A 13,933-nucleotide genomic window follows, 5' to 3' on the forward strand; every position below is an offset into this window, starting at 1 on the left:
CACCCCGAAGGGTGCCGCAAGGCCGCGGCCCCGGCAGTTCAGGAGGACAGGACGCATGGCGCAGGACTACCCCGTCTACGGTCGCATCGACGGCCCCATCGTGATGATCGGCTTCGGTTCGATCGGCAAGGGCACCTGGCCGCTGATCGAGCGGCATTTCGACTACGATGCCGACAGGTTCACGGTGATCGAACCGGATGCGCGTCAGGCCAATTTCCTGCGCCAGCATAAGCTCAACCACGTCACCACCGCGCTCACGCCGGAGAATTACCGCGAGGTGCTGGGCGGGCTGTTTCCCGAGGGCAAGGGGTTCTGCGTGAACCTCTCGGTCGATACCTCGTCGCTCGACATCATGAAATTCTGCCGCGAGATCGGCGTGCTTTATATCGACACGGTGGTGGAGCCCTGGGCGGGGTTCTATTTCGACACCCAGAACAATGCCGAACGGACCAACTATGCGCTGCGCCAGAAGGTGCGCGACGAGAAGGCCGCCAATCCCGGCGGCACCACGGCGGTGAGCTGCTGCGGCGCCAATCCCGGCATGGTGAGCTGGTTCGTCAAGGAGGCGCTGCTGACTCTGGCCAGGGATACCGGTCGTGACGTTGCTGCGCCGAAGGATCGCGACGGCTGGGCAAAGCTGATGATGCAGCTGGGCGTGCAGGGGGTGCATATCGCCGAGCGCGACACCCAGGCCCGCCGCCAGCCGCGCCCGCGCGGTGTTTTCGTCAACACATGGTCGGTGGAGGGCTTCATCGCCGAGGGGTTCCAACCCGCCGAGCTTGGCTGGGGCACGCATGAGCCCTGGTTCCCCGAGAATGGTCATCGTCACGAGACCGGCTGCAAGGCGGGCATCTGGCTGGAGCGCCCGGGTGCGATCACCCGCGTGCACACATGGTGCCCCACACCCGGCCCGCAATTCGGCTTTCTGGTGACCCATAACGAGGCGATCTCGATCTCGGATTATTACACCGTGGGCGCCAAGGATGCGCCGGAGTTCCGACCCACTTGCCACTACGCCTATCACCCGAGCGACGATGCGGTGCTGTCGCTGCACGAGATGTTCGGCTCGGGCCGGCAGCAGGAAAAGCATCACATTCTCGACGTGGACGAGATCGTCGAGGGCATCGACGAGCTGGGCGTGCTGCTCTACGGCCACGAGAAGAACGCGCTCTGGTACGGTTCGCGCCTGTCGAACGCGGAAACGCCCGATCTGGCGCCCTATCAGAACGCCACCGGCTTGCAGGTGACGAGCGCGGTACTGGCCGGCATGGTCTGGGCGCTGGAAAACCCGCAGGCCGGCATTGTCGAGACCGACGAGATGGATCATGCCCGCTGTCTCGAGGTGCAGACACCCTATCTCGGCCCGGTCGAGGCGCATTACACCGACTGGACGCCGCTTCAGGACCGCTGGGAGCATTTCCCCGAGGATATCGACGAAAGCGTGCCTTGGGCCTTCCGCAACGTGCTGGCAACCTGAGCGACCGCTTCAAGAGATTTTTCGTACGAAAAATCTCCCGGAGCTCCCGACAGGTCCGAGAAAATTCGTACGAATTTTCTCGCAACGCCGCTTTGCTGCGGTGATGTCTGGTCTTGCGGAGGCACGCGGGCTAGAAGGGCCGGACAGAGTTTTAAGGGTGGCATTATGGCTGGCATCGAACCGCAGCCCGGGATCATGGACATCTCGCTCTATGTCGGCGGGAAATCGAGCGTCGAGGGCGTCTCGAACGTGATCAAGCTGAGCTCGAACGAGAACCCGTTCGGCCCGTCTCCGGCGGCACAGGAGGCGGTGCGCCGCGCCGTGCACGAGCTGCACCGCTACCCCTCGACCGATCACGCCCAGCTACGCGCCGCCATCGCCGAGACCCACGGGCTCGACGCAGCGCGCGTCATCTGCGGCGTGGGCTCCGACGAGGTGCTGCAATTCATCTGTCAGGCCTATGCCGGGCCGGGCGACGAGGTGATCCACACCGAGCACGGCTTTGCCATGTACCGCATCCTCGCCCATGCGGTCGGCGCCACCCCGGTGGAGGTGGCCGAGCGCGAGCGCGTGGTCAGCGTCGACAATATCCTCGCCGCCTGCAACGAGCGCACGAAGCTCGTGTTCATCGCCAATCCCAACAACCCCACCGGCACGATGATCGGGCTGGCCGAGATCGAGCGGCTGGCCACCAACCTGCCGGAGCAGGCGATCCTCGTGCTCGACGGCGCCTATGCGGAATATGTCGAGGGCTACGATGGCGGCGCGCGGCTGGTCGAGAGCCGCGACAACGTGGTGATGACCCGCACCTTCTCCAAGCTCTATGGGCTCGGCGGCATGCGCGTGGGCTGGGGCTATGGCCCGCAGGAGATCGTCGACGTGCTGACCCGCGTCCGGCAACCCTTCAACCTGTCGAATGTGGCTCTGGCCGCCGCCGAGGCGGCGATCCGCGACACCGCCTATGTCGAGAAGAGCCGCGAGGAGAACACCCGCCTGCGCGCCTGGCTGGCCGAGGCGCTGGCCGAGCATGGCGTGCCCTCCGATGCCTCGACGGCGAATTTCGTGCTGGCGCGCTTCGCCAGTCCCGAAGAGGCCGGGGCCTGCGACACCTATCTACAGGCGCAGGGCATTCTGGTGCGCCGGGTGACCGGCTACAAGCTACCCGCCGCGCTGCGCATCACCGTCGGCGACGAGGCGTCCTGCCGCCGCGTGGCGCATTGCATCGGCCTGTTCAAGGCGGGGGCGCGATGAGCTACAACCGTGTTGCGCTGATCGGGCTGGGGCTCATCGCCTCGTCGATCTTCTGGGCGATGAAACGCGCGGGCATGGAGGCGCATGTCACCGGCTATGCCCGCAGCGCCGACACCCGCGACACCGCCCGCCGCATCGGGCTTTGCGACACCATCTGCGACAGCGCCGAAGAGGCGGTGAAGGATGCCGATCTGGTGATCCTGGCGGTGCCGGTGGGCGCCATGGGCCGCGTCGCCGAGGCCATCGCGCCGCATCTCAAACCGGGCTGCACCGTGACCGATGTGGGCTCGGTGAAGAAGGCGGTGATCGAGGCGGTCGGGCCGCATATCCCGGAGGGTGTCGATTTTGTGCCCGCCCACCCCATGGCCGGCACCGAGCATTCCGGCCCCGAGGCGGGCTTTGCGCAGCTTTACGACAACCGCTGGTGCCTGATCGTGCCCAATGGCGCGCGCGAAGAGGCGACCGAGCGGCTGGAAGCGTTCTGGCGGGCGCTGGGCGCCAATACCGAACGCATGGAGGTCGAACATCACGATCTGGTCTGTGCGGTTGTGAGCCACGTGCCGCACCTCATCGCCTATACGATGGTGGGCGTGGCGGACGATCTGCGCCGCGTCTCCGATCAGGAGGTGATCAAGTTCTCCGCCGCGGGCTTCCGGGATTTCACCCGCATCGCCGCCTCCGACCCGACCATGTGGCGCGACGTCTTCCTGACCAACAAGGAGGCCGCGCTGGAGATCCTCGGGCGCTTTACCGAAGAGCTGTTCGCGCTTCAGCGGGCGATCCGCACCGGCGATGGCGACACGCTCTTCGATTATTTCACGCATACACGGGAAATCCGCCGTGGTATCCTCCAGGCGGGGCAGGATACCGATGCCCCGGATTTCGGACGGATCAAGACGGCGGAGTGAGCATGCGGGCGATTGCGGTTTCGGTGATGCTGGCGGTGCTCGCGACGCAGAGCCCCGCCGGCGCGCCAGAGACCTCGCCGCGCCCGCCGCTTACGTCTAGCGCTACGGCGCCCGCCCCCACCGATCCGATGATTGCCACCGCACCGCGCCGTCCGGAGGCGCGGCCTATCCAGCTCGAACGGCTGCTGCATCGTGAGTTGGCGCATGAGCTGCGCGCCGCCGGGGTGCCGGGCTTCGTGCCCGAGGACGCGGCGCAGAGCATCGCGCGAGCCCGCGCCTTTGCCGCGCGCTCGCCGCAGGCGGTGGCGCTGTCGCCGCGCCCGTCGCTGCGGCCGGTGTCGATGGTGCAGGACGCGCTGGCGCGGCAGCGCGAACGCATCCGGGGCGCGGTCTGCGGCGATCCGGATTTGCAGGGCGAGACCATAGGGGTCGTGCCGGGCCGGATTTCCGCCTGCGGCCTGCGCGACGCGATTGAGCTGCGTTCGGTTTCGGGGGTGCGCCTGAGCCAGAAGGCGGTGATCGACTGCACCACCGCCAGGGCGCTGAAGCGCTGGGTCGAGCGCGGGGTGAAGCCGGCGGTGGGCAGGCAGGGCGGCGGTGTCGCGGGCCTGCGGGTGGCGGCGCATTACGCCTGCCGCACCCGCAACAACCAGCCCGGCGCCAAGGTCAGCGAGCACGGCAAGGGGCGGGCCATCGACATCGCGGCGATCCGCCTGCGCGACGGCAGCGAGATGAACGTCTTGCAGCACTGGGCAGTGGCGACCGGGGCCGCGCGCTGCGGCAGATGCACAAGGCCGCCTGCGGCCCCTTCGGAACGGTGCTCGGGCCGGGCTCGGACGGGTTCCACCGCGATCACATCCACCTGGATACGGCGCGCTATCGCAGCGGCTCCTACTGCCGCTAAGCCGGCGGCGCGGTTGACGCAACGTCCCCGCATATCTCAGAAAATATGATGGGAAATCAGACGGTTTTCCGCGCCTTTTGCGCGGTTTCCGGGTTTTCTGCGACCCCGGACTTGCGCTGAATCAAAGCATCGGCCGCCCTGAATCTATAATCGTTCTAAAAGGACACGCGCACAGACCCATCTGCTTCAATGGAGACAGGTATGGATTTCCGACAGACGCTCCCGGCCACGGCGCTCGCGCTGATCCTCGGTGCACAGACGGCCACGGCGCAGGATCTGCGCGCCGATGCGCTGGATTTCTTCGCGGCGCTGCCCTCGACGACCCCCGCTGTCAGCGACAACCCGATCACCGACGACAAGATCGCGCTGGGCAAGGCGCTGTTCTTCGATCCGCGTATGTCGGCCTCGGGGGTGTTTTCGTGCAACTCGTGCCACAACCTCGCCACCGGCGGCGACGACAATCTCGAAACCTCCATCGGCCATGGCTGGCAGAAGGGGCCGCGCAACGCGCCGACCGTGCTGAACGCGGTGTTCAACGAGGCGCAGTTCTGGGACGGTCGCGCCGCCGACCTCGCCGAACAGGCCAAGGGCCCGGTGCAGGCCGGGGTCGAGATGGCCAATACGCCGGAAAATGTGGTCGCGACACTGAACTCGATGCCGCAATATCAGGACTGGTTCAAAGCCTCCTTCCCCGAAGAGGCCGATCCGGTGAGTTTCGACAATTTCGCCAAGGCGATCGAGGCCTATGAGGCCACGCTGCTGACGCCGGCGCCCTTCGATGCCTGGCTGAACGGCGACGACAACGCCATGACCGAGCAGCAGGTCGCGGGGCTCGAAACCTTTCTCGATGCGGGCTGTGTCTCCTGTCACAACGGCATCAATCTGGGCGGGCACAGCTATTACCCGTTCGGGCTGATCGAGAAACCGGGGGCGGATGTGCTGCCGGAGGGCGACAAGGGGCGCTTTGTCGTGACCGAGACGGTGGATGACGAATATGTCTTCCGTGCCGCGCCGCTGCGCAACATCGCGGTGACCGCGCCCTATTTCCATTCGGGCAAGGTCTGGGATCTGCGCGTCGCGGTGGAGATCATGGCCAGCTCGCAGCTCGGCGCCGAGCTGACCGGCGAAGAGGTCGGCGATATCGTCGCCTTCCTCGGTGCGCTGACCGGCGATGTGCCGGATGTGGTCTATCCGATCCTGCCCGCCGAAACGGCGGCAACACCGCGGCCCTCGGGCGAAATCATGGTTGAGTAAGGTATAAGGTGGGGTAAACGGTTTTCTTTTGTGTACCGGGGCGGGCTTTTGTCCGCCCCGTTTTTTATCAGCTCTCGGCGCCGATCAGGGCAGAGAGCACGGCCTTGGCGTTCTCGGAGCCCCAGTCGGCATCGCCGCGCAGCCGCGCGACCTCCTGCCCTTCGGGGTTCAGGATCACCGTGATCGGCAGGCCCAGCACCCCCATCTCGCGGGCGAGTTTCGAGCCCGGATCGCGGTGCAGCGGCAGGTTGTCGACGCCGATCTCTTCGAAGAAGCTCTGCATGGCGGGCGGCGGGTTGCGTCCGGTGGCGATGGTCACGACCTCAAAGCTGTCGCCGCCCAGCTCCTCCTGTAGCGTCGATAGCATCGGCATCTCCTTGCGGCAGGGGGCGCACCAGGTGGCCCAGAAATTCACCAGCACCCATTTGCCCTGCCAGTCCGACAGGCTGAGCGGATCGCCGTCGAACGTGATGAACTCGGAACTGCCCGCCGCTTCGGGGGCGCTGTGAAAGTTGAGCTTCTTCATGTCGCCGTCGCGCAGCGCCTCGGCGGCGGCGGTATCGGCCAGCGCCGGATTTGCAAGCGCCGCAGCGGCGGTATAGAGGAGCGCGAGCGCCAGGTGTTTCATTGTTCCTCCGGAAAGGCAGGTCATGTCGGACAAAACCTCGAACCAGATGTGGGGCGGCCGCTTTGCCGCAGGGCCGGACGCGATCATGGAGGCGATCAATGCCTCGATCGGGTTCGACAAGCGGCTCGCGGCGCAGGATATCGCCGGCTCGAGGGCCCATGCCGCCATGCTGGCCGCGACAGGCATCATCAGTGATAGCGATGCCGAGGTGATCCGGGAAGGCCTGCTCACGGTACTGTCAGAGATCGACAGCGGGACATTCGCCTTTTCCACCGCGCTGGAGGACATTCACATGAATGTCGAGGCGCGGCTGAAGGAGATCGTCGGCGAGCCGGCGGGGCGGCTGCACACCGCGCGCTCGCGCAACGATCAGGTGGCGACGGATTTCAAGCTCTGGGTGCGCGATCAGTTCGACGCCATGGAGGGCGGTCTGCTGGCGCTCTTGCGCGCGCTTCTGGCGCAGGCGGAGGCCGGCGCCGATTGGGTGATGCCGGGCTTTACCCATTTGCAGACCGCGCAGCCGGTGACCTGGGGCCATCACATGATGGCCTATGTCGAGATGTTCGGCCGCGATCTCTCGCGCTGCCGCGACGCGCGGGCGCGGATGAACGAAAGCCCGCTGGGGGCTGCGGCGCTGGCCGGCACCGGCTTTGCCATCGACCGGCAGATGACGGCGGAAGCGCTGGGGTTCGACCGCCCGGCGGCGAACTCGCTCGACGCGGTGAGCGACCGCGATTTCGCGCTGGAATTCCTCAGCGTGGCCAGCATCTGCGCCATGCACCTGTCGCGCTTTGCCGAGGAGCTGGTGATCTGGTCTTCGGCGCAGTTCCGTTTCGTGGTGCTGTCGGACCGGTTCTCGACCGGTTCCTCGATCATGCCGCAGAAGAAGAACCCCGATGCCGCCGAGCTGATCCGTGCCAAGATCGGCCGGATCTTCGGCGCCAATGTGGCGCTGATGACGGTGATGAAGGGGCTGCCGCTGGCCTATTCCAAGGACATGCAGGAGGACAAGGAGCAGGTCTTTGACGCCGCCGACAACGTGATGCTGGCGCTGGCGGCGATGGAGGGCATGGTCAAGGACATGCAGGCCAATGTGGCGGCGCTGGAGGCAGCGGCCTCCGCCGGGTTCTCGACCGCGACGGATCTGGCCGACTGGCTGGTGCGCGAGACCGGGCTGCCCTTCCGCGAGGCGCATCACGTCACCGGGACGCTGGTGGCGATGGCCGAGAAAAAGGGCTGCGACCTGCCCGATCTGTCTCTGGAAGAGATGCAATCGGTGAGCGGCAGCATCACCGAGGGTATCTATGACGTGCTGGGCGTGCATAACTCGGTGGCGAGCCGTCTGAGCTATGGCGGCACCGCGCCCGCGCGGGTGCGCGAGCAGGTTGCGCGCTGGAAGGAGATCCTGGCATGAGACCGCTTATTGTCCTCAGCATGGTCGCGCTTCTGGCGGGCTGCGGCGCCGATGGCGATCCGGTGCCGCCGGAGCCCGCGCCGGAACCGGGGATCACAATCTCTGGCTCTGCCTCGATGGGGGTCGCGGGCCGGTGAGCCTGCGGCTGCGGCATCTCTGGCTGGCGCTGGCGCTCTGGGGCGCGGTGCATCCGCTGTTTCATCTGCTGGGCTGGCTGGCGGGCAATGGCTGGTCGGTGTCCGGCATGGTGGCGGCGTGGATGGCCAACGGGGCCACGCGCGGGCTGAGCTGGGACCTGGTGATCTCGGCGCTGGTGCTGGTGCTGTGGATCCTCGCGGAAGTGGCGGTGCGGCGGAACTGGACGGCGCTCTGGGCGATTCCCGCCACCTGCCTCATCGGCGTGAGCTGCGGTCTGCCGCTTTATCTCTGGTTCCGCTCGCGCCCGGTGTGATCTTGCGGTGCGCGCCCCTGGGCGCGCGCATGTCGTCTCGCCGTCGGCCTATGGCCGTCTGCTCGGAGCCCGTGGCCGTCGTGACGCGCACTCTGCCGCCGTGCCTCTGGCGGGGGCTGTAATGTGAGTATTTGCAGAAAGATGAAAGCCGGAGGGTGGCGCGGGTCATGGGCTTGCGCTATGGCGGCGCGGTGAGCGCAGGAGGCGGGCTTGGATCATTTTCTCTATCGTGACGGGCAGCTCTATGCCGAGGATGTGCCAGTGGCGGAGATCGCCGCCGCCGTGGGCACGCCGGTCTATATCTATTCCACCGCGACGCTGCTGCGGCATTTCCGGCTCTTCGACGAGGCGCTGGCCTGGGGGCCGCATCTTGTGTGCTATGCGATGAAGGCGGCCTCGAACCAGGCGATCCTGAAGACGCTGGCCGAGGCCGGTGCCGGCATGGATGTGGTCTCGGGCGGGGAATATGCGCGCGCCAGGGCCGCCGGTGTGCCGGGCGAGCGGATCGTGTTCTCGGGCGTGGGCAAGACCCGCGAGGAGATCCGCACGGCGCTGGAGGGCGGCATCCGGCAGTTCAATATCGAGAGCGAGCCGGAGATGCGGGCGATTTCCGAGATCGCGGCGTCGATGGGCGTGGAGGTGCCGGTAACCGTGCGGGTGAACCCCGATGTCGACGCCAGGACCCATGCCAAGATCGCCACCGGCAAGAGCGAGAACAAGTTCGGCATTCCGATTGCCCGCGCCCGCGCTGTCTATGCCGAGGCGGCGGCGCTGCCGGGGCTGAAAGTGGTGGGGATCGACGTGCATATCGGCTCGCAGCTCACCGAGCTTGAGCCTTTTGCGCAGGCCTATCGCAAGGTGGCGGAGCTGACGCAGGCCCTGCGCGGCGACGGGCACGAGATCAGCCGGCTGGATCTCGGCGGGGGTCTGGGGATTCCCTATACCCGCAGCAACGAGGCGCCGCCGCTGCCGGTTGAATATGGCCGGCTGATCGAGCGCGAGCTGGGGCATCTGGGCTGCGAGATCGAGATCGAGCCGGGGCGGCTGATTGCTGGCAATGCTGGGATTCTGGTCAGCCGGGTGATCTATCTGAAGGAAGGCGAGGGGCGGGATTTCCTGATTCTCGACGCCGCGATGAACGATCTGATCCGGCCCGCCATGTATGAGGCGCATCACGATATCGTGCCGGTGGTGGAGCCCGCGGCGGCGGTGGAGCAGGCGCCCTACGACATCGTCGGTCCGGTCTGCGAGACCGGCGATACCTTTGCCAAGGGGCGTATGATGCCCGCCGTGGGCGAAGGCGATCTGGTGGCCTTCCGTTCGGCTGGGGCCTATGGCGCGGTGATGTCGAGCGAGTACAATACGCGGGCACTGATCCCCGAGGTTCTGGTGAAAGACGATCAATTCGCTGTCATTCGCGCCAGACCGAGCTTTGACGAGATCATAAACCGCGATAGCCTTCCCGAGTGGCTGTAGGGCATCCTTCCTGCGGCCCCGACCGCAGGAGACCCGCATGGCCGAGAAGGGCACACCGCCCCCGGATATCCTGACACCGATCAGATGGCCGCTGCGCCTGACCCTCTGGGGCATGTCGGCGGAGCGGATCACCCGTGCCTTCTGGCCGCTCTGGTCGCTGCTGCTGGCGGCGCTGGGGCTTTTGATGCTGGGGGTGCAGGATCTCGTCGCCGTGGAATGGGTCTGGGTCGCGGGCGCGGGCTTTGCCGCGGCGCTGCTCTGGGCGCTGTGGCGCGGCGTGCGGATGCTGCGATTCCCGACGCGGGAGGAGGCGCTGGCGCGGCTCGACGCGACGATGCGGGGCAATCCGATTCAGGCGGCGCTGGACGATCAGGCCATCGGCGCGGCGGATCTCGGCTCGCAGGCGGTCTGGCAGGCGCATCAGGCGCGCATGCGGGCGCGGCTGGCGGAGGCAAAGCCGGTGGAGCCGGATCTGCGGGTGGCCAGGGCGGACCCGTTCGCGCTGCGCTATGTGGCGCTGTTGGCGTTCGTGGCGGCGCTGGTCTTTGGGTCTTTCCTGCGGGTGTCCTCGGTGACGGCGATGGGGCCGAGCGGGGTGGATCTGGTCTCCGGCCCCGCCTGGGAGGGCTGGATGGAGCCGCCGGGCTATACCCGTCTGCCCTCGGTCTATCTCAACGACATCACCGCGCCGGGCATCGACGTGCCCGAGGGCGCGCAGATCACCCTGCGCATGTATGGCGAGGTCGGCTCGCTGAGCGTCGAGGAAGATGTCTCGGATCGCGCGCCGGTGCCCGAGGCGCAGCAGGAGACAGCGCAGGATTTCGCCGTGGTGCGTTCCGGGCGGCTGGCCATTGACGGGCCGGGCGGGCGCGCCTGGGAGATCAGCATGAAGGCCGATACCGCGCCGACGGTGGCGCGCGAGGGCGAGATCGAATCGAGCTATGAGGGCGATGCGCAGATCCCCTTTGCCGCGTCGGACGATTACGGTGTGGTCGCGGGCCGTGCCCGGATCACCCTGGCGCTGGAGGAGGCCGACCGGCGCTATCTGCTGGCGACCGAGCCCGAGCCGCGCGATCCGATCGAGGTGCCGCTGCCCATGCCCATCGCCGGCGACCGGGCGGAATTTACCGAAACGCTGGTGGAGAATTTCTCGGAACATCCCTGGGCCAATCTGCCGGTGCGGCTGGAGCTGAGCGTCGAGGACGAGGCCGGGCAGCGCGGCGTGTCGGATATGGAGGTGATCACCCTGCCGGGGCGGCGCTTCTTCGATCCGATGGCGGCGGCGGTCATCGAGCAGCGCCGGGCGTTGCTCTGGACGCGCGAGAACGTGCCCGAGATCGCGCGGATCCTGCGCGCGATCAGCCATGAGCCCGACGACGTGTTCCGCTCGGCGGTGCCCTATCTGCGGCTGCGCACCATCCTGCGCCGTCTGGAGGCGGCGGGCCCGGCGATGGACGATGCGGCACAGGAAGAGCTGGCTCGCGCCATGTGGGATCTGGCGCTGATTCTCGAAGAGGGCGATCTGGCCTCGGCGCTGGAGCGGTTGCAGCGCGCGCAGGAGCGGCTGACCGAGGCGATGAAGAACGGCGCTTCGGAGCAGGAGATCGCCGAGCTGATGCAGGAGCTGCGCGAGGCCACCGACGATTACCTCCGGCAGCTTTCGCGGCAAGCGCAGCAGCAGGGCGAGCAGAATCCCGAGATGGCGCAGTCTCAGGACATGATGGAGATGAGCCAGAACGATCTCCAGCGCATGATGGACCGCATCCAGGAGCTGATGGAGCAGGGCCGCATGGCCGAGGCGCAGGAGGCGCTGGAGCAGCTTCAGCAGATGATGGAGAACATGCAGGTCACCCAGGGCCAGCAGGGCCAGTCGCCGGGCGAGCAGGCGATGGAGGGGCTGGGCGAGACGCTGCGCGAGCAGCAGGGGCTCTCGGACGACGCCTTCCGCGATCTTCAGGAGCAGTTCAACCCCGGCCAGCAGGGGCCGCAGGGCCAGCAAGGCCAACAGGGTCAGCCGCAGGGCCAGTCCGGTCAGGGTCAGGGCCGCGATGGCGAAGAGGGGCGCGACGGTCAGGGTCAGCAGCAGGGCCAGGGTCAGGGCACCGAACAGGGTCAGCAGGGGCAGGGCGGCCAGCAGTCGCTGGGAGACAGCCTTGCCGACCGCCAGCAGGCGCTGCGCGGCGAGCTGAATCGTCAGCGTCAGAACCTGCCCGGCGCCGGAACCGAGCCGGGCGAGGCGGCGCGTGACGCGCTGCGCCGTGCCGAAGAGGCGATGGACGGCGCCGAGGAAGCGCTGCGCGAGGACGATCTCGCCGGGGCGATCGACCAGCAGAGTCAGGCGATGGAGGCGCTGCGCGAGGGCATGCGCAATCTCGGCGAGGCGATGGCGCAGCAGCAACAGCAGAATCAGGGTCAGCAGGGCCAGGCGCAGGGCGGCAACCCGGGCCAGCAGCGCGATCCGCTGGGGCGCAATTCGGGCGCGAACGGTCAGATCGGCACCGATGAGAACATGGTGCAGGACGAGGATGTCTATCGTCGCGCCCGCGAACTGCTCGACGAGATCCGCCGCCGCAGCGGTGAGGGCGAGCGCCCCGAGGCGGAGCTTGAGTATCTGGAGCGGTTGCTGGAGCGGTTCTAGGGGGTGCGGTGGGCAAGATTGCCCACCCTACGGGGTCGCACGTTGTCTTGGGCGGGGCGCGGGCCGGATGGTTTCAGCAGGCGTATTTGTCAAAGAGAAGAAGGTGGCAGGTGCGCGCCTTGTGTTTCTTCTCTTTCCAAATACGCAAAATCTGCGCGAGGCCGGGCGAGCGCGGCAATGGCCGGGTCTTGAAACCGCGCCCTACCGCCCCTTTGTTTCTCAGCACGAATCCTGTATGGAGCAGGCTTCCTCAGCCAAAGGACGACCGAGATGGCCGCAGATGCGCCGATCACGCAGGACGTGGTGACGATTCCCCGCAAGCAGCCGGAGGGCGGCAAGGTGAACCTCATAGGTCTCACCCGCGACGGGCTGCGCGCGGCGCTGATCGAGATCGGCACGCCCGAGAAGCAGGCGAAGATGCGGGTCAACCAGATCTGGCAATGGCTCTATCACTGGGGCGTGCGCGATTTCGCCCAGATGACCAACCTGGCGAAAGACTACCGTGCCAGGCTGGATGCCAATTTCCAGATCGCGCTGCCCGAGATCGTCTCGAAACAGGTCTCGGCGGATGGCACGCGGAAATATCTCGTGCGCATTGCCGGCGGCCATGAGGTCGAGGTGGTCTATATCCCCGAAACCGACCGGGGCACGCTGTGCATCTCGTCCCAGGTGGGCTGCACGCTGACCTGTTCCTTCTGCCACACAGGCACGCAGAAGCTGGTGCGCAACCTGACCGCCGGAGAGATCGTCGGCCAGATCATGCTGGCGCGCGACGATCTGGACGAATGGCCCGCGCCGGGCACCGGCACCGGAGAGAACGGGCCGCGGCTGCTGTCCAACATCGTGCTGATGGGCATGGGCGAGCCGCTTTATAATTTCGACAATGTGCGCGACGCGATGAAGATCGCCATGGATGGCGAGGGCATCGCGCTGTCGCGCCGCCGCATCACGCTCTCGACCTCTGGCGTGGTGCCGGAGATCGCCCGCTGCGCCGAGGAGATCGGCTGTCTCATGGCGGTGAGCTTTCACGCCACCACCGACGAGACCCGCAACAAGCTGGTGCCGATCAACAAGCGCTGGAACATCGAAGAGCTGCTGAACGCGCTGCGCGAATATCCGCGCCTGTCGAACTCCGAGCGCATCACCTTTGAATACGTGATGCTCAAGGATGTGAACGACAGCGACGCCGATGCGCGCCGGCTGATCAACCTGATCAAGGGCATTCCGGCCAAGATCAACCTCATCCCCTTCAACGAATGGCCCGGCGCGCCCTATCAGCGCTCGGACTGGGAGCGGATCGAGCGATTCGCCGACATCGTGCACAAGGCGGGCTATGCCTCGCCGATCCGCACACCGCGCGGCGAGGATATCATGGCGGCCTGCGGTCAGCTGAAATCCGCCACCGAACGCGCCCGGAAATCCCGCGCCCAGATCGCCGCCGAGGCGGGTGTCGGCGGGAGCGCTTGATTTATCCGATAAAATAAGTCAGGTTTTTCCTGTCCAGCCAGCCCATCGCGGGTGAGCCCGGAATC

The 13,933-nt window shown here is 66.8% G+C and carries 12 protein-coding genes; 11 read left to right on the forward strand and 1 reads right to left on the reverse strand.

The window, feature by feature from the left end; all coding sequences use genetic code 11:
- The first annotated feature begins 55 nt into the window (after window positions 1-55).
- The 5 genes from Ga0080574_RS12065 to Ga0080574_RS12085 all read left to right on the forward strand — a co-directional run bounded on the left by Ga0080574_RS12065 (window position 56) and on the right by Ga0080574_RS12085 (window position 5,794).
- A complete protein-coding gene (locus tag Ga0080574_RS12065; RefSeq protein ID WP_076699343.1) occupies window positions 56-1,477 on the forward strand; it encodes a homospermidine synthase in 1,422 nt (473 codons plus the stop codon).
- A 165-nt stretch (window positions 1,478-1,642) separates the two neighbouring features.
- Window positions 1,643-2,728 carry a histidinol-phosphate transaminase gene (gene hisC / locus Ga0080574_RS12070; protein WP_076699346.1) on the forward strand — a complete coding sequence of 362 codons (1,086 nt, stop codon included), beginning with the start codon at window positions 1,643-1,645 and terminating at the stop codon, window positions 2,726-2,728.
- Window positions 2,725-3,636, forward strand: coding sequence for a prephenate/arogenate dehydrogenase family protein (locus tag Ga0080574_RS12075; protein WP_076699349.1), 912 nt, complete (start codon window positions 2,725-2,727; stop codon window positions 3,634-3,636). Before hisC ends, Ga0080574_RS12075 begins: the two co-directional genes overlap by 4 nt.
- A gap of 2 nt (window positions 3,637-3,638) precedes the next feature.
- Window positions 3,639-4,589 carry an extensin family protein gene (locus tag Ga0080574_RS26985; protein WP_442975568.1) on the forward strand — a complete coding sequence of 317 codons (951 nt, stop codon included), beginning with the start codon at window positions 3,639-3,641 and terminating at the stop codon, window positions 4,587-4,589.
- 152 nt (window positions 4,590-4,741) lie between these two features.
- Window positions 4,742-5,794: a cytochrome-c peroxidase gene (locus Ga0080574_RS12085; RefSeq protein WP_076705909.1), complete on the forward strand. Its 1,053-nt coding sequence runs from the start codon at window positions 4,742-4,744 to the stop codon at window positions 5,792-5,794.
- Window positions 5,795-5,861: 67 nt separating this feature from the next.
- Here the strand turns inward: Ga0080574_RS12085 and Ga0080574_RS12090 are convergent, their stop codons facing one another.
- Complete coding sequence (locus tag Ga0080574_RS12090) at window positions 5,862-6,422, reverse strand: TlpA family protein disulfide reductase (protein ID WP_076699352.1); 561 nt, start codon at window positions 6,420-6,422, stop codon at window positions 5,862-5,864.
- Between the two features lie 22 nt (window positions 6,423-6,444).
- Here Ga0080574_RS12090 and argH point away from each other — a divergent pair, with 22 nt between their 5' ends.
- The 6 genes from argH (at window position 6,445) to rlmN (ending at window position 13,868) form a co-directional block, all read left to right on the forward strand.
- Window positions 6,445-7,836: an argininosuccinate lyase gene (gene argH / locus Ga0080574_RS12095; protein ID WP_076699355.1), complete on the forward strand. Its 1,392-nt coding sequence runs from the start codon at window positions 6,445-6,447 to the stop codon at window positions 7,834-7,836.
- Window positions 7,833-7,973: an argininosuccinate lyase gene (locus Ga0080574_RS12100; protein ID WP_076699357.1), complete on the forward strand. Its 141-nt coding sequence runs from the start codon at window positions 7,833-7,835 to the stop codon at window positions 7,971-7,973. The genes argH and Ga0080574_RS12100 overlap by 4 nt, the downstream gene beginning before the upstream one ends.
- Window positions 7,970-8,287, forward strand: a complete 318-nt coding sequence (locus Ga0080574_RS12105; RefSeq protein ID WP_076699360.1) for a DUF2834 domain-containing protein — start codon at window positions 7,970-7,972, stop codon at window positions 8,285-8,287. Before Ga0080574_RS12100 ends, Ga0080574_RS12105 begins: the two co-directional genes overlap by 4 nt.
- Window positions 8,288-8,497: 210 nt before the next feature.
- A complete protein-coding gene (gene lysA / locus Ga0080574_RS12110) occupies window positions 8,498-9,763 on the forward strand; it encodes a diaminopimelate decarboxylase (RefSeq protein ID WP_076699364.1) in 1,266 nt (421 codons plus the stop codon).
- A gap of 37 nt (window positions 9,764-9,800) precedes the next feature.
- Entirely contained in the window at window positions 9,801-12,401 is a 2,601-nt protein-coding gene (locus Ga0080574_RS12115; protein WP_076699367.1) for a TIGR02302 family protein, read from the forward strand.
- Between the two features lie 270 nt (window positions 12,402-12,671).
- Window positions 12,672-13,868 (forward strand): dual-specificity RNA methyltransferase RlmN, encoded by a 1,197-nt coding sequence (gene rlmN / locus Ga0080574_RS12120; protein WP_076699370.1) that lies wholly within the window; start codon window positions 12,672-12,674, stop codon window positions 13,866-13,868.
- Window positions 13,869-13,933: the final 65 nt, after the last annotated feature.

Origin of the sequence: Salipiger abyssi, assembly GCF_001975705.1 — a bacterium.
Taxonomy (GTDB): Bacteria; Pseudomonadota; Alphaproteobacteria; order Rhodobacterales; family Rhodobacteraceae; genus Salipiger; species Salipiger abyssi.